A 20,877-nucleotide genomic window follows, 5' to 3' on the forward strand; every position below is an offset into this window, starting at 1 on the left:
ACAACAGAATCAAACGCTTATTCGAATCGTTCAACGCGAAACGGAGCTAAATCAACAGAGGTAGGTTTGCCTGTCATGAGTTCAGTAATCAGCGTGCCAGTAATGGCCGACATTAAAATCCCCGTCCTAAAGTGCCCACACGCATTAATGTAACCCTCCACGCCATCAACGGGGCCCAAAATTGGCAGCTCATCCGGTGTACCGGGTCTAAGCCCTGCCCAACAACGTTTAATACTCGACTCTTTTAGCACCGGCAAACACTTCATAGCACCTTGTGACAACTCGGTTATTTTATCTAGACTATTGGTGGTGTCGAAACCTTTTTCCTCCGTTGATGAGCCAATTAAAATCTCGCCATTGTCCTTTTGTGCAATGTAGCAATCACTGGTACTGATACAACCATTTAATACTTTAGGCATGCGCTCGGACAACACTATTTGACCCTTAACCGGGTAAACAGGCATGTGTTTACCTGTCGCCTGATGGTAAATGTCATCCGCCCAAGCACCAGCGGCATTAATTAAGGTCTCACAATGCAGGCTTTGATCTTGCGTCCTCACGCCTATCACCTTATTGCCTTCACGCAGTACCTCTAGCACTTCAATATTCAGAAATAACTCAACACCATTTTGGCGTGCGCCTTCAGTGTACGCATCAACTAACCGGTATGGGTTTACCTGATGGTCGCAAATAAAATCTATCGCACCAATTGCATCTGGGGTGATATAAGGCTCCTCTGCACGTAATTGCTGTTGGTCTAACCAACGGATCTGCGAAGACAAATTAGGGATCCCAGACACTATGCTATCTGCATATATTTCATCATCGCGATTGTACATAATGAATTTAAGACCGGTACGTTCAAACTTAAAGTCGACATCATGTCTGGCCAGCATTTCTTCATGCAGTGCTGGATATAACTCGTTTGATTTGAGCGCAAGTTCAAAAAAGCATTCTGGTAATTGATGCGGCCGCAATGTTTGTGCAGCTTCGGTATCTCCTTCACTTTGGAGCTTCGACAAGGTTTTGAAGAAGATCACACCACAGCCAAGACCAACCGACTCACCAATTGCCCATAATCCACCCGCAGATGCACGAGACGCGTTACCCGGCTTTTTTAAATCCACTAACGCGATTTTTAGGTTGGTATCGCGACTTAAAAAATAGGCACAGGCAGCACCAATTACACCGCCACCTGCGATAATGACATCATACTGCTTCATGGTTTTTCTCCAGTAAAGTAAATGGAATTGGGTCAAGTGGGAATCTTGGCCTTATCACACCCAGTGTATCTAAGTGCCCTGCCGCGTGCAGTCGGTCTAGCGCATAGCTAGAACACATTTTCCCTTGGCAATCTCCCATGCCAATACGGGTTCTCATTTTCACGCTAGATAAATCTTTTGCACCTTGTTGCAATGCTAAATCGAGTTGCTGGCGTTTTACTTGTTCGCAGCGACACACCACGGTATCTGGCTGGGTTAACGCAAGTAGCCCCTCTCGGCGCGCCGAGAAGCGGTCAAATCCAGCTCTAAATTTCTGTGCTTGCTTACGCTTAGTTTTGAGCTTGCGCATTCGCGTGTGGAAGGCCGCTTCGCTTAAACAGGCTTGCTCATAGGCAAGCATGGTTGCGGCCATTTTTCCTTCAATGATAGCCGCTTCCGCACCTAGCAAACCATTGGTATCACCACAGACAAAAATTGAATTTAAGCTACTGCGTAAATTGTCATCTAATAAAGGCACATAACCATTCGTGGTGGTGTACTGATGAGAAACCCCAAGTAGCATGGCAAGCTGGGTGCGGGCAACAAAACCATAGCCGACCCCTAGACTATCCACGGCTAAATGCTGTGCTTTTGACAAGTCCGCATGCCAGTGCTCATCGTAAGGCGCTACGGTAACACTGGAGAGTTTTTCTTGGCCTTCTGCTTTCACAATGCCATAGCCATACTTGAACGGAATATTATGCTTTTTGAGATACGCCAACATACTCAATCCCGAAAGCGTAAGCTTAGGTTTATTAAGCAGCGCCACAGTCTCTTTCGCCAGCTCACTAAAGCGACTCGCTTCATATACGCCAACCACTTGTGCACCAGATTTATGTAACTGGCAAGCAACCAATGGTAATAATGGCCCAGTTCCGACTAATGCTACTTTTTTCCCTGGTCGAACTAACCCACTTTTAAGCTGAAGTTGCATCCCGCCCATTAACATCACACCAGGTAACTGCCATCCTTCAAATGGCACACTACGCTCATGACAACCGGTTGCCAGAACCAACTTGGTGTAATCAATTTGTGTTAACTGATTTTGTGTTTGCAACAGCAAACCGCTCTCGCCTTCAGGCCCAAGCACTTTGGTTTGTAGTTGTAGTGTTATATCTTGTTTATGATGTTCGTAGCGTACCTTTAGCGCAGCCATCGCTCGTTTAAGATTTTCATCTAAATGAGGAAGCTTGCTCGCTTGTCGAAGTGGCCCGCGATAGATCACCCCACCAATTTTTGGTGCTTCGTCAACTAAGGTGCTAGTAATGCCATATTTAGCCAGCTCAGCTGCACAGCTAACGCCTGCTGGTCCTGCACCAACAATAACGATTTTTTCTTTTTGACAACTAGACATCACACTATACTCCAACCTGCTTGAAGCGATTTTGTTTAGTTTCAACCTGCATGTTGGGTTGTACTAAGGTTTGGCAAGCCTTTTGTTTATGTTGCTTGTTTATCGTTACCTGACAACAATGGCAAACGCCCATACCACAATAAGCACCGGATACGGCCTCTCGATCGCTTTCCATGATTTGCTTATAGTTTGCCGCAAGCAAAACAGACAACACGGTTTCACCATCGCATGCATTAACCGCAATGTCGTCGATTTGAATTTGGAACTGTAACCCCTCAGGGTCTGTAATATCTTGGGTTCTGGATAATTCAGACATGAAAAAATGCTCCTTCAATAAAGTCGCACAAAGCCTACTATCCAAATATTAAAAATAAACATTTTATTTACTTCATTCACTTTAATTTGATCCAAATTAACTTTTAAGCACTCTCGCGCTAATTCTGTTCAATTCGGTGCAAATGCTGCACCCACCTCACTAAAGCAGTGCAATGCGAACGTATTTACAGACCAACGCAAACCGCATCCTATTGATATTAAATAGTTTTAATTTCTGGCACAGTTTTTCCTTATTAAACGACACGACGGATGAAAGGAGCGTAATTATGTACACTTTATATCAAACGATGTACTTACTTTGGCATTTGGACGTGAGTATCTGGCCTGTGCACGATACAGCAACAAACCCAGTAGATGTTAAGGAGAAGGCACAATGACACTTGGCAAACTAGACACAGCAGTACACGCAGTAATGAACGATATGCTCACCCCATCACAAGCTGCAAAAGCCTATCATGTGTCGCAGCGAGCACTTTACGAAGCACTGCGAAGCTCCCAAGAAAAACAGCAAACTCGATGGCAAAAATTAATGCATGAAAAGGCAAGGCTTGAGCAAAGTCTGGCTCGGATAAATAAGGAACTGCATGAACAATTTGTCTAATAGCGCTATGCAGCTTCACATTATTCAGGCGCCTAGCTTGAAATACAATCGCTTAGATTGTCAGCTTTGGGTAAAACAACTCAGCGCACTGACGCAAGCCTGTATTAATCTTGGCGCCTCTATCGGCTTTTTGCCCTCATCCTCTAGCAGAGCAATACAAAACTACTGGTGGCAGGTATTCGATGCTGTGATCAAGTCGCAAAAGACGCTTATTATCGCTGAACTTAATGGCGTAATGGCGGGTTGTGTGCAACTCTCACCAGCAACAAAAGATAATGCTCAGCACCGAGCAGAAGTGGAAAAGCTATTAGTGCATCCAAACAGCCGACGAAAAGGCGTGGCAACAAAGCTGATGCAAGCCATAGAGCAAGAATCTACGAGGCAGCAGATATCGTTACTCGTCCTTGACACACAATCAGATTCGGACGCAGAAATCCTATATCAGAGTTTGGGCTTTAAAGTCGCAGGACAAATCCCTCATTTTGTCAGTGATGAGCGCGGTGACTTCCATGCCACCACATACTATTACAAACTGCTTGCACCGACCTTGCGCAATCATATTGAGCGCGTAGCTCAAACGCATTGTGCCAATGAATATTAGTAAAACAGTCTAATCAAGCAACTCGCTACGACTTTCATTCAGGCGATAAAAAAACAGCTTACCGATGTGCTGTGGTGTAGTTACAGCCTCTAAGATTGGCGCAGCACCTTGTGGTATGCTCATCACATTGGGATTATTGATAGTAAGACCAGCGCGCAGCTTCGTATCTATTGCCCCGGGACAGAGTACCGTTATTTTGTAGCCATCTTTGTGAAGACCTTTAGATAAGGTCACCACTCCGGCTTTCGCAGCGCAATAAGACGTCCAATCTTTGTAGCTGTTAAATGCCGCCGTCGACGCCACATTGATCAAATGTACCGCTTTGTTAGCTTTAATTGCTGCACGAGAAATTAAATAAGTACCGATTAGGTTTACTTCGATGTCACGGATCCAGAGATTTGGATCAGAGTCTGCCACTAAACTTGAGTAAAGCGTTCCTGCCGCATTGATCACACAGTCATAAGATTTGTCGTCAAAAAAACGCTCAACTTCAGCTGGTTTAGAGACATCAAGCTGCGCGCGCGATGGCGCTTCCACTTCATGTCCTAAGCGCTTCAGTTCATCGCTTAAATAAGCGGCGAGACCACCCTGTCCGCCCGTTATTAACACGTTCATTTCTGTGGCTCTGGGATTGGATGGTTGTCGCTTTGCTCAATCAGCTTTTTATACTGATCGTAGATTTTTTGCTTTAAGTTACTAGAGCTAACACCAGCACCATAAGGAAAGTAAAATACCTGAACTCCAAGCTCTTTCAGATAATCATATTTTCCTTTCCAATCATCGCCAATCACAAACACATCAATATTTAGATTTTTCACTGTTTCACGATGATCTAAAGTACGTTGTGGAATAGCAAGATCAGGGTCTCTTAACCCTTCGATAATCGCCAAACGTTCTTCAAATGGTACTGCCGGTGGCTTTTTATAAGAACAAACAAGTTCATCGGTGCTCACACCAACGATTAACGTGTCTCCTAAACCTCGGCCATAACTAATCATTTTTAAATGATTACTGTGAAATAAATCAAATGTTCCTGAGACATAAACAATTTTATTTTTCATAAATTGCTATTTCCCTCCAGCTAAATCAATAAAAGTCCCTGTAACAAAGCTTGCTTCGTTACTTAAAAGCCAAGCGATGGCATTGGCCACTTCCGTTGCGGTTCCACCTCGCTTCAGCGGTAAAAAATCGGCTAGACGATCAACTCGGTTTGGTTCGCCACCGTCGCCGTGGATATCGGTATAAATACAGCCTGGTCTCACGCAGTTCACACGGATCTGCTCAGCGGCTAATTCCAGAGATAAGCCTTTGGTGAAGCTGTCTATTGCACCTTTTGCAGCCGCGTAGTCAACATATTCATTGGCCCCACCTAAATAAGAAGCTGCCGACGATACATTCACAATCGCGCACTGTGCCGGATCAGCGCTCAAACGCATGTGTTTAATTGCTTCGCGAGCACAAATAAAATACGGCGTAACATTATTGGTAAGCATATTGTTGATACGCGCTGCAGTCATGTGTTCAACTCGAGTCTGTGTGTTCAGCACGCCAGCGTTGTTGACCAAATGCGTAACCATACCAATATCGGTCTTTATTTTGTCAAACATCGCCTCTACAGATTTTTCGTCTGTGACATCTGCTTGTAACAAATGCGCTTTACCATTATTACTTAGGATGGTATCAGCAACCGTTGCTGCGGCTTGCACATTCTGCTTGTAATTTATAACAACGGTAAATTCTTGTTGTCCCAGCAGTTGAGCCGTTGCCGCACCAATCCCACGGCTTGCACCGGTGATAAGTACCACTTTTTGCATCTATTATTCCTTAAATTAGGCCAACAACTACTGATAGTTCAGTACTTCTACACCCATGTCTTCTTTGACGTGTTCTATCACCATATACGTATGGTTTGTACCAACGCCAGGTATTTCAACAATTTGACCTAATACCTCACGATATTGACGCATATCCTGAACTCGGATCTTAACTAAATAATCAAAGCCACCAGCTACCATATCACAAGAAACGACGTTGGGGATTTTTACAATATGCTGTTTGAATACCTCAAATACCGCTTCGGTCGAGCTTTTTAAGGTGATTTCCACATGCGCAACCAAATGCTGGCCAAGTTTTGCGGCATTTAATCTTGCCGTATACCCTTCGATATACCCCTCCGACTCGAGCTTTTTTACCCGATCGAGGCAAGGACTCGGACTCAAGTTTACCTCTTTCGCCAAGTTTACATTAGAGATCCGACCATTGCGCTGGAGCGCGTCTAAGATTGCTAAATCGATGCGATCTAATACCCGAGTTTTAATGGAAGTCGTCATATCAGCATAAAATTTTGTGAGGGTTTGAGATTACCCGCAAATTTACCGTATTCCTTAAAAATAAAACAGCATATTCTGCTGTCTTTTCGATAGAATGCCCGCGAAATTAACGATAAAGGGCAAAGCGGCTTATTTCAGTCTTTAACGCGGCTTTGTTCGAACATTTAGATTATGCATTCTGGCTAAAATTTGAACCCCCAAATGGGTGTGTTATGGTTAGCAATGTGACTGCATCATTTTGTCGTAATTGAGGCTTCCTATACAAATTAAACTACACTTTCAACCTTTAGTTGCTTAGTTTGGCATCAGTTCAGATGTAGTTTTGTAATCTGCACATTAAGGTGTGTGATTCCATAGGCAGGCGCGAATTACATGTATTTTTGACTCCAATTTTTGAGGGTTGCTTATGCTTTATAACGGCGATTTGACAACTAACTGTCCTATCCGACAAAAGATCCGTGATTTTTACCGCATTGATGAGAATGCAGTAATTGATCATATTTTACCTTTAGCTGAGGTAGGCGTTACAGCTCGAAGCCGAGCATGGGAACGTGCACGTCAAATGGTATTGAACATTCGTAGAGATCAAGATGGTCAAAACGGTGTAGACGCGCTTTTAAATGAATTCTCTCTTTCTACCGAAGAAGGCGTGGTACTGATGTGTTTGGCCGAAGCTTTACTTCGTGTACCAGACAAAGCAACACAAGAAAGCCTGATCCGCGACAAGCTCGCAAAAGGCGACTGGAGTTCACACCTAGGCAGCAGCGACTCGCTATTTGTTAACGCTTCAAGCTGGGGTCTACTCGTTACCGGTAAAATGGTTAACTATTCAGACAAGAATAAAGAAGAACAATTTGGCGTGTTAAAGCGTACAATTGGTCGTCTTGGTGAGCCGGTTATCCGTAAATCCGTTAACTACGCAATGAAGATCATGGGTAAGCAGTTTGTAATGGGTGAAACCATTCAAGATGCTATCGATCGTGCCGCTGATAAAGAACAAAAAGGTTATGTATATTCGTACGACATGCTAGGTGAAGGCGCACGTACGATGCGTGATGCAGATCGTTACTTCCAAAGCTATATGACCGCTATTCACGCGATCGGTAAAGCAGCGAAAGGCCGTGGCCCAATTAAGAGCCCAGGTATCTCAGTGAAGCTTTCTGCTATCCACCCGCGCTACGAATTCACACATCGTGACCGCGTGATGGACGAGCTTGTACCTAAGCTAAAAGAACTTGCTATTGCTGCGAAAGAATACGATATCGGTTTCACGGTTGATGCGGAAGAAGCGGATCGTTTAGATATCTCACTTGATGTTATCGAAGCGGTATTCTCAGACGACGCGCTTGGCGACTGGAATGGTTTTGGTCTTGCAGTACAAGCATATCAAAAACGTGCTATTTTCGTTGTGGAATGGGTAGCAGAACTTGCTCGTCGCGTAGGCCGTAAACTGATGGTGCGTCTAGTTAAAGGTGCTTACTGGGATACAGAAATCAAAACCACTCAACAAGATGGTCTTGAGCACTTCCCTGTGTTCACTCGTAAAGCAACGACTGACGTTTCTTATAAAGCGTGTGCTATTAAGCTACTTGAAGCTCGCGATGTGCTATTCCCGCAGTTTGCGACGCATAATGCTTACACCGCAGCAACCATTCTAGAAGTGGCAAAAGGCGATAACAAAGGGTTCGAGTTCCAACGTCTACACGGTATGGGTGAATCACTTTACGACCAAATCGTTGAAAACGAAGGAATTCAGTGTCGTGTGTATGCACCAGTTGGTCAGCACGAAGACCTACTTGCTTATCTGGTACGTCGTCTACTTGAAAATGGTGCAAACTCATCATTCGTAAACGCAATTGTTGATACCACTAAGCCTGTTGAGTCACTACTTCCAGATCCTGTAGAAACGCTGCAAGGCCTACGTAACCGTTACAATACGCAAATTAAACTACCTATCGAGCTTTATGGCGATGAGCGTCCAAACTCAAAAGGTAAAGACCTAACGGACATCAACGATTTAACACCGTTTAAAGAAAACCTAGACAACTGGTTTAACGAACACCTAATCGATGAAAGCCAAGTACCAGAGGGTCACCTTGCTGTTCGTAACCCTGCGAACCACAAACAAGTGATTGGATCTGTGCCTTTACACGATGAAGCACACATGCAAAGCGTGCTTGCCAATGCTGATGCGGCTTTTGAAAGTTGGTCTCAAACCTCAGTTGAAGAGCGTGCAAACCTACTACGCCGTACTGCTGACATCCTTGAGCGTCACCATGACGAACTTGTTGCTATCTGTATTAAAGAAGCAGGTAAAGTAACCCAAGACAGCATCGATGAAGTACGTGAAGCCGTTGACTTCTGTCGCTACTATGCAGCACGTGCAGAAGAGCTTTCTAAAGATGAGCGCTTTGAAGCTCGTGGCGTGATTTTATGTATCAGCCCGTGGAACTTCCCACTTGCGATCTTCTTAGGTCAGGTAGCTGCCGCTATCGTGACAGGTAATACCGTTATTGCAAAGCCTGCTGAACAAACCAGTATGATTGCACTGCGTTGTATTGAATTAATGCATACCGTTGGCTTACCGGAGCACGTAGTACAACCGGTTATCGCACGCGGTAGCGAAGTGGGTAAACACATCGTGCCTGACGAGCGTATCCAAGCGGTTATGTTCACAGGTTCAACAGAGACTGGTACGCTTATCTCACAAATTCTTGCTGAGCGTAACGATATTCAGGTTCCTCTGATAGCAGAAACTGGTGGTCAAAACTGTATGATCGTTGACTCAACAGCATTACCAGAGCAAGTGGTTGACGATGTTATTTCTTCAGGCTTCCAAAGTGCCGGTCAACGCTGTTCAGCACTTCGTGTGTTGTTCTTACAAGAAGATGTTGCTGACGGTATCATTGAAATGATCCAAGGTGCGCTTAAAGAGCTACATATCGGCGACCCATCGCTACTATCTACAGACGTAGGTCCAGTAATCGACGAAAAAGCGCTGACCACTTTGACTAAGCATGTTGATTACATGAAGTCGAACGGTAAGCTACTATTCGAAGCTAAGATCCCTGATAACAGCGAGAACGGCGCTTACTTCTTCGCTCCGCGTCTATATGAGATTGCTGATCTATCCGTGCTTAAGCGTGAAGTATTCGGTCCGGTAGTTCACGTTGTACGCTTCAAAGCTGATCAACTTGATAATGTGATCGACCAAATCAATGGTACAGGCTACGGTCTAACGATGGGCGTTCATTCACGTATTGAAGAGCGCTGCGAATACCTAGCTAAGATGTCGCGTGCAGGTAACGTATACGTGAACCGTAACATGATTGGTGCGATTGTTGGTGTTCAGCCATTTGGTGGTCGTGGCTTATCTGGTACAGGTCCAAAAGCAGGTGGTCCAAACTACCTACTTCGCCTTGTGAAAGAAAAAGCGTCACCAGACAACGTCCAAATGACAGATCTGACGCCTGATGAACTAGAGATCCACCACTTCCCAGGTGCCGTTGAGCAAGTTGAAAAACTGATGCAAAACTCTAAGCGTGATGAGAAGATCTGGCGTCGTACTGCGCTTAATGACCGTGTTTCGGCAGTGCGTCAGCTACTTGCTAAAGTAGCAACAGTAGACATCATTGATGAGCTGGCGGATGATTTATCATTAACGCTTTCTGATGCACGTGCTCAGCTAAACCGCTTAGAAAAGCGTATGCGTACTTACACAACACTACCGGGACCAACTGGTGAGTCGAACACGCTGCACTTAGAAGCGCGTGGTTGTGTAGTGGTATATGCCGATAAGAGTACGTCGTTCAACTTCTGGGCGATTTCAATTATCACAGCACTTGCTGCCGGTAACACAGTGATCACAGTAGCCTCTGACTTATTCTATGAAGAAGCATTGGCATTTAGAGATAAGTTCATCTCAACTGGCGTTGCTGAAGGCGTATTCCAAGTAGCGAAGCAAAACCAGCTACAAGCGATTTTGGCACACCCTCACCTTGCAGGTGCTGTTGTGGCTGCGCGCTCTTCACGCCTTGGTTACTTCTCACAGCAACTTGCAGAGCGCAAAGGTGCTATCCTGCCTGTGATCAGTGCAGAGTACTACGATACGCTTATCAACCGTCTTGTGACTGAGAAAACCATCAGTATCGATACCACAGCTTCTGGTGGTAACACTTCACTGATGACACTTGTTGAAGACGAAGAGTAAGAGAATATAAGTCGCTATGTTAGACATAGCGACTTTATTGAACAAAGCCAGCATAAGCTGGCTTTAATTTTTTACGCAGCGCTTGATGTCCTTAATCCCACAATGACATTAACAATGTCCATTAAATAAACATCTTCAACCAAAGCAATCACATCATTCCATTTAGGATTGTATTCGTTATTCTCCCAGCGCCTTAATGTTCGCTCCTCTATACCATAACTTGCGGCTGATTCAGCTTGAGTAAAACCGCGACTTTTACGTGCAAATCTAAGTATGGCAGCACCAAGCGGCGCGCGTTCAGAAATTAAAGGTTGGCTCATTAACATCACACTCATTCCTTAAAAAATTGCGCAAATATATGACTTTTAGAAAAATCACTTATTTACGCACTCACTGACTAAATGCATTCACTGCGTAATTTAATGAAGATAATAGATCTATTTTTTACGCATTACAACGAAAAAATGGATCTTTTTTGCGTCAAAAATGATTTTACTTCGCAAAAAATAGCCCATATAATGACGCACACGTATCATTATTTAAGAGGCAACGCATGGAACAAAGTCTCATGAGCCTAGCGGAGCGCGTAGAATATGCGATCAAGCCGGACAGTATTAGAGCTTTTGCGTTAAAAATTGATGTATCTGAAGGGACGCTGCGCAGAATATTAAAAGGGGAAGACCCAAAACTCAGTGTGATTGAACGCATTGCTAAACAGGCCAACGTAGATTTGATGTGGCTCGTTACCGGGATCCCACTTGATTGCAAAACCGAATCACCAATCATCCAGCAAAGTATTACCTTGGAAGACTTCAATGAAGACTTTGTTGTTGTGCCTGGCTACCATGTCTCTGTCAGCACCGGTTATGGTGCATTTAACCAAAGTGCCGAGGTTGCACGTTATCTTGCATTTAGAAAAAAGTGGATTGAATTTAAAAACCTAGATAAGTCACAGCTGGTCGTGGTGTTTGCCAAAGGCGACTCTATGGAACCCACTATTCACAATAACAATACAATTTTAGTGGATTTATCGGATAAAAAGTTAAGCGAAGGCCTGATCTATGTTGTCCGCCTCGGTGAAGAGCTTTATGCCAAGCGCTTACAACAAAACTTTGATGGCTCAGTACGCTTGATTAGCGATAATAAAGAATACCGAGAACAAGTTGTGATGCCGAATGAATTGGAGCAGCTGGAAATTCTCGGTAAAGTGGTATGGATTGGTAAAGATCTAATTTAATAATACGATGCTAAATCTTGAATACTTATTCTCATTTTTAATCGCCAGCATGGTAATTGCCGTGGCACCGGGTCCATCCAATGCGTTTTTAATGGCGCAGACCTTTACTAATGGCCGCGCTGCTGGCATGCAGAGCGCATTAGGCTTTGCACTCGGTGGGGTGATCCACACACTCTTTGCCGTTGTCGGCTTATCGGCACTCCTAAAAGCCTCAGAGACCGCCTATACCACAGTGCAATACCTCGGCGCAGCTTACTTAGCTTATCTAGGTGTAATGACTATCAAAGAGACGCTTGGGAAGGGGCAGATAGCTTGCGAGGAAAAACCACACGTTAGCACCAAAAAGCCTAAAAACGTGATGTTCCAAGCAATGATGACGGAAGTCTTAAATCCCAAAGTCGCCTTGTTTTTTATTGCATTTATTCCTCAGTTTGTCGATAGTAGCTTGACGACCTCGACAACGATGCAACTGGCCATGTTTGGCTTACTTTATCCTATTTTAGCTTTTCCCATCGACTGCATGTACATCTACGGTGGTGATAAAATCGCGGGCTATTTTAGGCAGCATCCCGCAGCGCCGGTGTGGATTGATCGAATTTCAGGCTTAATTTTTATCGCATTGGCAGTCAACTTATTACTCTAAACAGTTACGCAAAATAGGAGCAGTACACATGCAAAAACGTTCACAGCCACTGCCAGCTAAAAAGCATATTGCTTTGGTTGCACACGATGGCATGAAACCAGCCCTACTTGAGTGGTGTCAGACTCACTTAGATAGCCTTAAACAGCACAAGCTTTACGCTACGGGCACAACGGGTAACCTAATAGAAAAGCATACTGGTTTAGAAGTAACAAAGCTATTTAGTGGCCCAATGGGTGGCGACCAGCAAATTGGTGCTAAAATTGCGGAGCAAGATGTTCATGTCTTGATTTTCTTTTGGGATCCGCTGGCGTCACAGCCTCACGATCCGGATGTAAAAGCACTGTTGAGACTCGCTGCTGTTTGGAATATTCCCGTCGCCTGTAATGAAGCGACAGCAGATTTACTGATGGCGTGCGATAAAATGAGCCAGCCAATCGCAAGACATTTACCTGATTATGAGCAGTACCTTGCTAGTCGCTTAGATTGATAAATAGAAGCGGCTTGTGACCGCTTCTTTGATTTTGACTTCGATTACCTAAATATTTTATCCGCCCACTTAGTCAAGCCTGCAGTAACACTACCAAAGTTATCCCCGTTCACCATTTCAATATCACCAATTTGCTGTGCAAGCGTTGCCTTGAGTAACGGTGATTGCGCGCTACCGCCAGTCAGATAAATTACATCGGGTTTTGATCCCGCTTGATGAATGGCTTCTTTCGCAAGCATGCCCATCTGTTCTAAGTTCGACATGACCGACTCGGCAAAATCTTGCTGCGTAAATTCAGAGGTTAACTGTGGCTCAATAAAGCCAAGATCAGCATTAAATTTTGCTTGCTCAGAGAGTGCTATCTTACCAAGCTCACCTTCACGAACCACTTGATGGGTAAGTTTGTTCTGTTGAATATGAAGTAAACGCGCCAGCTTTTGCGGCTCGGCGACATCTCGCAACATGCTTTGCAATTCTCGCGCTAATTTATCGCTGTAGAAGTCTAGTTGAGACTGAATATCATTGATTTTACATGCCTGCCAATACAGTTGACTAGGCATCGGCAAACCTGAACTCATGTTAGAACCTAGACCACACAACGGCATTAATTGGTGATAAGCTAGCGCAATATCTAAGTCGTTACCGCCGATACGTTTGCCCGTATGCGCTAAAAAGTCTTGTTGGCGCTGTGTGTTATTGCGATAGCTTGGCCCCATTCGGACAAACGAACAATCGCTAGTACCACCGCCGATATCAACCACCAGCACAAGTTTATCTTGCTGAAGACGGCTTTCGTACTCAATCCCCGCTGCGAGCGGTTCGAAGAGAAAACCCACTTCCTTAAACCCAGCTCTTTTTGCGGCGGTGGTAAGAATATTAACCGCTTGTTGGTTGCTTTCTTCTCCACCGACGGACTGAAAGTTAACAGGTCGACCAATCACAGTGTCGGTGATGGACTGTTGCAACTGCGACTCGGCACGGCGCTTAATCTCCATCATCATCGCCGCAGCAATATCTTCAAAGAAGGCGATTTGTTGAGGTTTAAGCCCAACCGCACCAAAGAAGGACTTGGGTGATTTTACAAAAAAACCTTCTTCGGGAAATTCGATATACTCAGAAATCGCCGCTTGACCAAAAAAAACGCCCGCTTCATGCGCTTCTAAATCGAGATCGCGTTTGGCTTGCTGTGCTACCGTTAGCAGCCCTTGGCGAGACTGTGTGTAGACTGGATCTGGTTCACTCAGATGACGGTTAACAAATGCAGGAATTAACGCATTGTGCATCGCATACATAGTCGAAGGCAGGTAATATTTATCTTGCTCGAGACGCAGTAAGTCCACTTCATCATTTTGCATGACACCCATCGCACAATTAGAACTTCCGTAATCAAACCCGACTTTCATTCTCTACCTCAAACTGCTGAAAAGTCGCGAAGTGTATCATGGTTGTCGTTATTGTCAGATGAATTTATCTAGGTTCTCACATCCTTTATAGGCTTGTCGTGGAATGAAACCGTTTTGCATAACACACTAGGCATTGCACAATGAGAGCTTCCGTAATCAAACCCGACTTTCATTCTCTACCTCAAACTGCTGAAAAGTCGCGAAGTATATCATTGTTGTCGTTATTGTCAGATGGATTTATCTAGGTTCCAACATCCTTAATTGGTTTGTTGTGGAAAGCATAGTGGAACAAGCCTGTTAGATCCCAGTTTCCACCATTTTGCATGACACTTTAGGCATTGCACAATGAGAACTTCCGTAATCAAACCCGACTTCCAATCTCTACCTCAAATGGCTGAAAAGTCGTGAAGTGTATTATGGTTGTCGTTATTGTCAGATGAATTTATCTAGGTTCCAACATCCTTAATTGGTTTGTTGTGGAAAGCATAGCGCACTCTGTCAGATTGCTTGGCTTGATACATGGCGGAATCTGCCTGTTGGATCCCAGTCTCGATATCGAGGTTATTAAGTAGACTGACGCCGATACTAATCCGACAACTTAGCTTATTGCCTTCAAAGAGATATGGCTTATCTACCTTGTTGATTATTTGCTGGCAAATCCCAACCACATGAGATTCGGCTTGAGGCTGTTGAGGAGATAAGTGAGTGATTAAAATCACAAACTCATCGCCTCCCCAACGGATCACCACATCATCTTGGCGTACGCTAGCACACAAACGCTGGGCAACCGCCTTAAGTAGCTGGTCTCCTACATGGTGACCATGCAAGTCATTTACTTTTTTAAAATCGTCAAGGTCCAAAAACAAGACTGCACTGTAGCTACCAAGCTGCTGACCTATACGGAGCTGCTCCGTTAACCCATGTTGGAGAACATGGCGATTCGGTAGCTCGGTTAATTGGTCATGATACGCCAGCTTCTCGGCTTCAAGATACTCCAACTTACGGTCATTGATATCCCGAGATAACACGATAAAACGTGTTTCTGCATGATTATCGCTTGCAGTGACAACCTTACGGGCAATAGAGACCTCAAACCAACGCTCGCCAACAGGCGTAGACAAGTGAATATGGCTACCATGTGAGTAGCCGTTAATTTTTGCTTCCTGTAATGCCTGCATCACTATTTTAGCGGCTTGCTCTGGCATCACTTCAGTCACCGTATGGCCAATCAATTGTTCTGCAGGCGCGACTAATAACTCAGGGCGGAGTATTCTGGCGTCCCAGTGTCGCCCCTCTTCGTCCAGTTCAAACATCAAGTCCGGCATCGCACTCAATGTCGACGCCAATTCCTCATAGCTCGGTTGCGCCAAAGCTTGAGTGCGGGCCATACGACGGTCCTTAATCATGAGACGTTGCAACATCCTGTTCCATAATTCTATAAACTTGAACTTTGCAATTTGAAACATGCCAATGAACACAGCTCATCTACAGCTATCGTTATAAAAATAATATACCAATTTTGCGAATTATGACTAATTACCGACTGCATCATAAAAATATTTTCAAGTCATCGGCTTCGAAGGAGAAAAGCAATTGACGAATTGATAATAATTCCTATAATCGACACGGCAGCGCTTTCCATGATGGAAGGTCACAAGATATATAAGGATGACTATGTCTTTTTTCAAAAAAGCCCTTGGCGCAGTCGGTATCGGTGCAGCAAAAGTAGATACCATCTTAGAAACCCATCATGCCTCCCCTGGCGAAGAAATTTCTGGAACGGTTAAAATCATCGGTGGCAAAGTTGCTCAAGAGATCAACAAAATAGATCTTAACGTAATGTGCAACTACACAGTTGAAAGAGAAGACAGTGAAGGTGAAACAACGACCATCACTAAAAACCACACCCTCGCTAAATTTCAAATCAACGAACGATTTACTATCGAACCCGGTGATGAAAAGCACATTCCATTCGCGCTTGACCTCGCTGAAGAAACCCCGCTTACTGTTGGCCAATCCAAAACTTGGATCGCTACCAACCTTGATATTGATATGGCGCTCGACAAGTCAGATAGAGACTATTTACATATCGTACCTACCGAGCTACAACAAGCGGCTATCGATGCGATGGAAGCGCTTGGCTTTAAACTTTATGAATCAGACTGTGAAGGTATTGATGAAGTATCATTCTCACGCCTGCCATTCGTACAAGAACTAGAGTTTAAAACGATCACAGGTGACTTCCATGGTCGCTTTGATGAGGTAGAAGTGGTTTTCTTTAATCGTGGTGAGCAACTTGAAATCATCTTTGAGATTGATCGCAAAGCGCGAGGCTTTAAAGGCTTCTTTGCGGAGGCGCTAGACCTTGATGAGTCAAAAGCCAGATTGTTGATAGATGAAGCAGATTTAGAAGACCTAGAAGATACTATCTATGACATCCTAGAGGCGAATTGCTAAGGTATATTAACCTTATAGTATTGATAGATTTATATTGATGCTTTGGTGATCGTTGCATTCATACGAATGCAACTTCTATATGAACAAACTCTATTATTATCCCAATCCACCTAACGCTATGGTTTATGTTAATACAAATGTTAAGGTGTATAGGTAATAACTTTCTAGACTGATTTATTGTTACAATTTAAGCCCCTTTAACATGCCGATCACGGCACGTTTGAGTTGACTTAAACTCAATAAAACAGCACATTAAAACGAATGGTCAAGGTAGATTAGGTGACAATGAATGTCCAACTTTAGAATTTGGAAACTGGTTAGCCTACTGTGTGTTTTGAGCCTAATGCTGGGCTGCGAATCGAAAGAAGAACGTATCCAGCAAACCATTACACATACACTTCAAGAAGCTTCAACAGCGATAAATACGCTGGGAACCGCCCTTGATAAAAAGCAGGTGAGAAACGCCAACCTTTTGACTGAGTATGGCAAAGTACTTAGTCAGCAAAAACCTCAGCTCAGTGAAATTGCGCAAATTATTTCCCAAGACGCAACAAGCAGTGGAACCTTATATCAGAGTTTATTGACTCGTTATCAGTCCCTCAAGTCCCCCGCCCCAAGTATGAACAGCGATGATATTATCAACCAAGCGCTCTTGTTAAAAGAAGCTGCTTCCATCAGTTTGTTCAATGATGCGCTGACAGATCCAATCAATGTTTTAGCCGATATGTCAGATGGGAAGCTAGCGCGAGTCGGCGCAATCAGTCAGCAAGCAGAACAAACGGCAAACGGTCAGACCGGTGTCGGTAACCAGCTTGTTGGTAATGCCAACTATGGCGAATGGCAGACCAACTCAAACGGCACTAGCTTTTGGATGTGGTACGGCATGTATCGCATGCTTGGAGATATTGTTGGTGATGTGGAGTATGGCCGCTGGAGTAAACACCGCAAATACAGCTACTACAGTGACTATGGTCGCCATAGATACACCAGTTATAAAAGCTACAAACGCCAAACTGAACTCGCCAAACGTACTCAACAATCGTATCAAAGACAGGGTAAACAGTTTACCAGTCCCTATGCCAAGAAAAAGTCTGGCGCGTCAGGGTTAAGTCGAAGTAGTAATACCCCATCAGCAGTAACTCGAAGCAGCTACTCTCGAACCTCAAGCTACGGCTCAGTTCGCAATAGCTCAAGTAGAACCTCCCGTGGCGTAAGCCGGGGCAAATAGCGCATATATAGCGGAGTTAACACATGTACCAATTTAACGGATTAACAGCTTGGACTTTTCAAGCATTGCTAATAGATATGGCGGTGATCGTCGCGTTGTTTGTTAGCTTAAAATACATCAAAGGTTGGGTATCTAACCTTCATGCAAACGATGAAATAACAGAAAAAGACAACTTTGCATTTGGCCTCAGCTTTGCTGGTGGTTTAGCAGCTTTAGCCATTGTGATTTCAGGTATTTCAAGTGGTGCTTTTGCCAGTTCTTTGGCTCAAGAAGCACTACAAATGGCGGGCTATGGTATCGTTGGTATCATTCTTATCAAACTCGGCCACTTTTTCCAAGACAAAGTCGCGTTACGCAAGGTGAACCTTCATGACGAAATCGTTAAAGGTAATGTCACCTCAGCACTGATTGATTTTGGCCATGTGGTGAGCGTTGCCATTGTGATCCGCTCAGCTTTGCTTTGGGTACTCACAGAGGGCTGGTATGGTTTACCGATTGTGGTTGCGGCCTTCATTATTGGTAATATTTGTATGCTGCTTGTAAGCCAATACCGAGTACAACTATTTAAGCGCACCAACAAAAGTGGCGACTGTTTACAGCAAGCAATCAAAGACAACAATATCGCAGTCGGGATCCGCTACGCGGGCTTTTTAATCGGCTCAGCACTGGCACTAACTGCGGCGTCCGGTTTAGCGCCGTATGTAGCGGACAATATTAACTCAAGTTTACTGTACTGGAGTATTGCGGCACTGGGTAGCATTGTGCTTTTCATCGTCTTACACCTCATCATGATAAAAATTATTCTGGCGGGTAAAGATATTTCCGATGAAGTGAACAGACAAAAGAATGTTGGTGTTGCTGCAATCTCAGCCGCACTTTCTTTTGCGATTGGTACGACTATGGCAAGTTTGTTAGGTGCATAACCCTTGAGCGCATCTGCACCACAAACTTCAGCAAGAGTGACCGGCAACTGGTCGTTGTTCGGTCACGACACCCTACTAATTGGCGTCATGGCTATTTTGGCCGGTTGCGGCCTAATCTACGAATATTTACTCTCCCATTATGCTGGTCGCGTTTTAGGCTCCGTAGAAAGCGCGATTTATGCCATGATAGGCACTATGATCGTGGCCATGGGCATTGGCGCATTTTTAGCACGCTGGTTTAAAGATCCTTTTACCGCTTTTGCTTGGCTTGAAAGCCTAATCGCGCTACTGGGCATGAGCAGTATTTTGGTGATCGCCAGTGTTATTGCACTTACCTATACCCTGCCCCATACACTTTCTAGCCTATACAGCCTGCCTCCCGATAGTGTCTTAGATGGAATGCCATTTGCGCAATTACAAGCATTTGCCCGATTTCTACCTTATGTTTTCGGCCTCATCCTAGGCATTTTAATTGGCATGGAAATTCCGCTGATCGCTAGGATCCGCCAACAAGTGTACGGTCGTTTCCTTGAAAATAACGCAGGTACCATTTACGGTGCAGATTATATCGGTGCTGGTGTTGGTGCTGCTATTTGGGTCACGATTATGCTTGCGTTGCCAATAATGCAAGCAGCAGCGTGGACTGCGCTATTTAATATCATTGCAGGACTTATCTTCCTATGGCGTTACCATGCTCATGTCCGCTTCGCTAAGCTGCTGTTTGCTTGCCACTTTGTTCTACTTGGTATCTTTTTTGTCATCCTGAGCCATGGCTCTCTTTGGATGAAAGACCTCAGCAATGTACTTTACAAAGACAAGGTGATCTATTCAGAGTCAACGAAGTATCAACATGTTGTCATCACTGAGCGATTGAGCCGCGCACAACCGATGCCAATTAACGATTTATTCTTAAATGGTCGATTACAGTTTTCATCTGTGGATGAACAGATCTATCACACTATGCTCGTATATCCTGCTATGCTGGCATCCAACCGTCGCGAAAAGGTGTTAATCATTGGTGGCGGAGATGGTCTGGCACTTCGAGATGTACTGGAATGGCCAGTAGAGAATGCAACCTTAATCGATTTGGATGGACAACTACTTTCATTATTTGGACTACAAGGGCAGCCTTACCCGGCTAGACCACATATCACCAGTCAATTAACCCGCTTGAATGGCGACGCGTTAAACGACCCAAGAGCGACGGTTATCATTGCAGATGCATTTTTAGAAGTAGAAAAAATGCTCGACCAAGGTAGACAGTTTGACACTATCATTATCGACTTACCCGACCCTAACCATCCCGATTTAAACAAGCTATATAGCGACTACTTTTATAATCATGTGCGTCAATTACTGGCACCCGATGGTGCACTCGCTATTCAGTCAACGTCTCCCTATCACGCCAAAAAAGCGTTTATTAGCATAGCTAAAACGGTAAAACATGCCGGGTTTACGCATGTTGAGCAATACCAACAGAATATTCCCTCATTTGGCCAGTGGGGATGGACAATCGCAACGAGAACAGGACAACCAGCAAGTGCTAGGATCCGGTCGGCCGAGTCTTTGCCTGTTCCAAGTAACTGGATAAACAAAGAGTATTTACTCGCGACTTTCGCCTTCCCAAATCGCTTTTTTGATGGAGCAAAAGATATTGAAGTCAACCAGTTAGGAACGGGGAGACTATACGATTATTATCGCCAAGCATGGCAAACAGAAGATGAGTTGTATAAAAATTAGCGCACGGCCATTGACATATTATGTCTTACGTGCAACTCTTAACTCAGACATAATATGTCAAAACA

20 protein-coding genes are annotated in these 20,877 nt (G+C 44.3%); 10 read left to right on the forward strand and 10 right to left on the reverse strand.

Annotation, left to right across the window (positions count from 1 at the left end):
- Positions 1 to 17 precede the first annotated feature (17 nt).
- Genes A587_RS0102690 through A587_RS0102700 form a run of 3 tightly spaced genes read right to left on the reverse strand, consistent with a single transcriptional unit; the run spans position 18 to position 2,932 of the window.
- Complete coding sequence (locus A587_RS0102690; RefSeq protein WP_017216329.1) at positions 18 to 1,223, reverse strand: NAD(P)/FAD-dependent oxidoreductase; 1,206 nt, start codon at positions 1,221 to 1,223, stop codon at positions 18 to 20.
- Positions 1,210 to 2,616 (reverse strand): FAD/NAD(P)-dependent oxidoreductase, encoded by a 1,407-nt coding sequence (locus A587_RS0102695; protein ID WP_017216330.1) that lies wholly within the window; start codon positions 2,614 to 2,616, stop codon positions 1,210 to 1,212. Before A587_RS0102695 ends, A587_RS0102690 begins: the two co-directional genes overlap by 14 nt.
- A 4-nt stretch (positions 2,617 to 2,620) precedes the next feature.
- Positions 2,621 to 2,932 (reverse strand): 2Fe-2S iron-sulfur cluster-binding protein, encoded by a 312-nt coding sequence (locus A587_RS0102700; protein ID WP_010371949.1) that lies wholly within the window; start codon positions 2,930 to 2,932, stop codon positions 2,621 to 2,623.
- Between the two features lie 393 nt (positions 2,933 to 3,325).
- Between A587_RS0102700 and A587_RS0102710 the strand changes: the two genes are divergently transcribed.
- Both A587_RS0102710 and A587_RS0102715 read left to right on the forward strand, forming a co-directional pair.
- Positions 3,326 to 3,553: a helix-turn-helix domain-containing protein gene (locus A587_RS0102710; protein WP_010371952.1), complete on the forward strand. Its 228-nt coding sequence runs from the start codon at positions 3,326 to 3,328 to the stop codon at positions 3,551 to 3,553.
- Entirely contained in the window at positions 3,537 to 4,154 is a 618-nt protein-coding gene (locus A587_RS0102715; protein ID WP_017216332.1) for a GNAT family N-acetyltransferase, read from the forward strand. The genes A587_RS0102710 and A587_RS0102715 overlap by 17 nt, the downstream gene beginning before the upstream one ends.
- Before the next feature lie 9 nt (positions 4,155 to 4,163).
- Here A587_RS0102715 and A587_RS0102720 read toward each other — a convergent pair whose 3' ends face one another.
- The 4 genes from A587_RS0102720 to A587_RS0102735 are packed head-to-tail and all read right to left on the reverse strand — an operon-like array spanning position 4,164 to position 6,484.
- Entirely contained in the window at positions 4,164 to 4,769 is a 606-nt protein-coding gene (locus tag A587_RS0102720) for an SDR family NAD(P)-dependent oxidoreductase (RefSeq protein ID WP_017216333.1), read from the reverse strand.
- Complete coding sequence (locus tag A587_RS0102725) at positions 4,766 to 5,215, reverse strand: adenylyltransferase/cytidyltransferase family protein (RefSeq protein ID WP_010371961.1); 450 nt, start codon at positions 5,213 to 5,215, stop codon at positions 4,766 to 4,768. The genes A587_RS0102720 and A587_RS0102725 overlap by 4 nt, the downstream gene beginning before the upstream one ends.
- Before the next feature lie 6 nt (positions 5,216 to 5,221).
- The gene (locus tag A587_RS0102730; RefSeq protein ID WP_017216334.1) at positions 5,222 to 5,968 is read right to left on the reverse strand and encodes an SDR family oxidoreductase; all 747 of its coding nucleotides are present in this window, start codon (positions 5,966 to 5,968) and stop codon (positions 5,222 to 5,224) included.
- Between the two features lie 27 nt (positions 5,969 to 5,995).
- Complete coding sequence (locus tag A587_RS0102735) at positions 5,996 to 6,484, reverse strand: winged helix-turn-helix transcriptional regulator (protein WP_010371968.1); 489 nt, start codon at positions 6,482 to 6,484, stop codon at positions 5,996 to 5,998.
- Positions 6,485 to 6,890: 406 nt separating this feature from the next.
- On the opposite strand from A587_RS0102735, the gene putA reads away from it, so the two are divergent.
- Entirely contained in the window at positions 6,891 to 10,694 is a 3,804-nt protein-coding gene (putA, locus tag A587_RS0102740) for a bifunctional proline dehydrogenase/L-glutamate gamma-semialdehyde dehydrogenase PutA (RefSeq protein WP_010371970.1), read from the forward strand.
- Between the two features lie 71 nt (positions 10,695 to 10,765).
- Here the strand turns inward: putA and A587_RS0102745 are convergent, their stop codons facing one another.
- On the reverse strand, positions 10,766 to 11,020 hold the full coding sequence (locus tag A587_RS0102745) for a helix-turn-helix domain-containing protein (RefSeq protein ID WP_010371972.1): 255 nt from the start codon (positions 11,018 to 11,020) through the stop codon (positions 10,766 to 10,768).
- 227 nt (positions 11,021 to 11,247) lie between these two features.
- Between A587_RS0102745 and A587_RS0102750 the strand changes: the two genes are divergently transcribed.
- The 3 genes from A587_RS0102750 to A587_RS0102760 are packed head-to-tail and all read left to right on the forward strand — an operon-like array spanning position 11,248 to position 13,061.
- A complete protein-coding gene (locus A587_RS0102750; protein WP_010371973.1) occupies positions 11,248 to 11,931 on the forward strand; it encodes an XRE family transcriptional regulator in 684 nt (227 codons plus the stop codon).
- Between the two features lie 7 nt (positions 11,932 to 11,938).
- Positions 11,939 to 12,574: a LysE family translocator gene (locus A587_RS0102755; protein ID WP_010371975.1), complete on the forward strand. Its 636-nt coding sequence runs from the start codon at positions 11,939 to 11,941 to the stop codon at positions 12,572 to 12,574.
- A gap of 28 nt (positions 12,575 to 12,602) precedes the next feature.
- The gene (locus tag A587_RS0102760; protein WP_010371978.1) at positions 12,603 to 13,061 is read left to right on the forward strand and encodes a methylglyoxal synthase; all 459 of its coding nucleotides are present in this window, start codon (positions 12,603 to 12,605) and stop codon (positions 13,059 to 13,061) included.
- Between the two features lie 44 nt (positions 13,062 to 13,105).
- Here A587_RS0102760 and yegD read toward each other — a convergent pair whose 3' ends face one another.
- The gene (gene yegD / locus A587_RS0102765; protein WP_017216335.1) at positions 13,106 to 14,464 is read right to left on the reverse strand and encodes a molecular chaperone; all 1,359 of its coding nucleotides are present in this window, start codon (positions 14,462 to 14,464) and stop codon (positions 13,106 to 13,108) included.
- Positions 14,465 to 14,910: 446 nt separating this feature from the next.
- Positions 14,911 to 15,885 carry a sensor domain-containing diguanylate cyclase gene (locus A587_RS0102770; RefSeq protein ID WP_017216336.1) on the reverse strand — a complete coding sequence of 325 codons (975 nt, stop codon included), beginning with the start codon at positions 15,883 to 15,885 and terminating at the stop codon, positions 14,911 to 14,913.
- Between the two features lie 253 nt (positions 15,886 to 16,138).
- On the opposite strand from A587_RS0102770, the gene A587_RS0102775 reads away from it, so the two are divergent.
- From A587_RS0102775 to A587_RS0102790, 4 genes are all read left to right on the forward strand, one after another.
- Positions 16,139 to 16,921: a sporulation protein gene (locus tag A587_RS0102775; protein ID WP_017216337.1), complete on the forward strand. Its 783-nt coding sequence runs from the start codon at positions 16,139 to 16,141 to the stop codon at positions 16,919 to 16,921.
- 289 nt (positions 16,922 to 17,210) lie between these two features.
- A complete protein-coding gene (locus A587_RS0102780) occupies positions 17,211 to 18,149 on the forward strand; it encodes a hypothetical protein (RefSeq protein ID WP_017216338.1) in 939 nt (312 codons plus the stop codon).
- A gap of 23 nt (positions 18,150 to 18,172) precedes the next feature.
- On the forward strand, positions 18,173 to 19,072 hold the full coding sequence (locus A587_RS0102785) for a DUF350 domain-containing protein (RefSeq protein ID WP_017216339.1): 900 nt from the start codon (positions 18,173 to 18,175) through the stop codon (positions 19,070 to 19,072).
- A gap of 87 nt (positions 19,073 to 19,159) precedes the next feature.
- The gene (locus A587_RS0102790; protein ID WP_232288015.1) at positions 19,160 to 20,812 is read left to right on the forward strand and encodes a polyamine aminopropyltransferase; all 1,653 of its coding nucleotides are present in this window, start codon (positions 19,160 to 19,162) and stop codon (positions 20,810 to 20,812) included.
- The last annotated feature ends 65 nt before the right edge of the window (positions 20,813 to 20,877 follow it).

The organism is Pseudoalteromonas sp. NJ631 (assembly GCF_000276645.1).
GTDB lineage: Bacteria > Pseudomonadota > Gammaproteobacteria > Enterobacterales > Alteromonadaceae > Pseudoalteromonas > Pseudoalteromonas piscicida.

Bases quoted from the DNA above. Each gene is read 5' to 3' on its own strand.
- A587_RS0102690 (WP_017216329.1), bottom strand. From the start codon at position 1,223: ATGAAGCAGTATGATGTCATTATCGCAGGTGGCGGTGTAATTGGTGCT.
- A587_RS0102695 (WP_017216330.1), bottom strand. From the start codon at position 2,616: ATGTCTAGTTGTCAAAAAGAAAAAATCGTTATTGTTGGTGCAGGACCA.
- A587_RS0102700 (WP_010371949.1), bottom strand. From the start codon at position 2,932: ATGTCTGAATTATCCAGAACCCAAGATATTACAGACCCTGAGGGGTTA.
- A587_RS0102710 (WP_010371952.1), top strand. From the start codon at position 3,326: ATGACACTTGGCAAACTAGACACAGCAGTACACGCAGTAATGAACGAT.
- A587_RS0102715 (WP_017216332.1), top strand. From the start codon at position 3,537: ATGAACAATTTGTCTAATAGCGCTATGCAGCTTCACATTATTCAGGCG.
- A587_RS0102720 (WP_017216333.1), bottom strand. From the start codon at position 4,769: ATGAACGTGTTAATAACGGGCGGACAGGGTGGTCTCGCCGCTTATTTA.
- A587_RS0102725 (WP_010371961.1), bottom strand. From the start codon at position 5,215: ATGAAAAATAAAATTGTTTATGTCTCAGGAACATTTGATTTATTTCAC.
- A587_RS0102730 (WP_017216334.1), bottom strand. From the start codon at position 5,968: ATGCAAAAAGTGGTACTTATCACCGGTGCAAGCCGTGGGATTGGTGCG.
- A587_RS0102735 (WP_010371968.1), bottom strand. From the start codon at position 6,484: ATGACGACTTCCATTAAAACTCGGGTATTAGATCGCATCGATTTAGCA.
- putA (WP_010371970.1), top strand. From the start codon at position 6,891: ATGCTTTATAACGGCGATTTGACAACTAACTGTCCTATCCGACAAAAG.
- A587_RS0102745 (WP_010371972.1), bottom strand. From the start codon at position 11,020: ATGTTAATGAGCCAACCTTTAATTTCTGAACGCGCGCCGCTTGGTGCT.
- A587_RS0102750 (WP_010371973.1), top strand. From the start codon at position 11,248: ATGGAACAAAGTCTCATGAGCCTAGCGGAGCGCGTAGAATATGCGATC.
- A587_RS0102755 (WP_010371975.1), top strand. From the start codon at position 11,939: ATGCTAAATCTTGAATACTTATTCTCATTTTTAATCGCCAGCATGGTA.
- A587_RS0102760 (WP_010371978.1), top strand. From the start codon at position 12,603: ATGCAAAAACGTTCACAGCCACTGCCAGCTAAAAAGCATATTGCTTTG.
- yegD (WP_017216335.1), bottom strand. From the start codon at position 14,464: ATGAAAGTCGGGTTTGATTACGGAAGTTCTAATTGTGCGATGGGTGTC.
- A587_RS0102770 (WP_017216336.1), bottom strand. From the start codon at position 15,885: ATGTTGCAACGTCTCATGATTAAGGACCGTCGTATGGCCCGCACTCAA.
- A587_RS0102775 (WP_017216337.1), top strand. From the start codon at position 16,139: ATGTCTTTTTTCAAAAAAGCCCTTGGCGCAGTCGGTATCGGTGCAGCA.
- A587_RS0102780 (WP_017216338.1), top strand. From the start codon at position 17,211: ATGTCCAACTTTAGAATTTGGAAACTGGTTAGCCTACTGTGTGTTTTG.
- A587_RS0102785 (WP_017216339.1), top strand. From the start codon at position 18,173: ATGTACCAATTTAACGGATTAACAGCTTGGACTTTTCAAGCATTGCTA.
- A587_RS0102790 (WP_232288015.1), top strand. From the start codon at position 19,160: ATGGCTATTTTGGCCGGTTGCGGCCTAATCTACGAATATTTACTCTCC.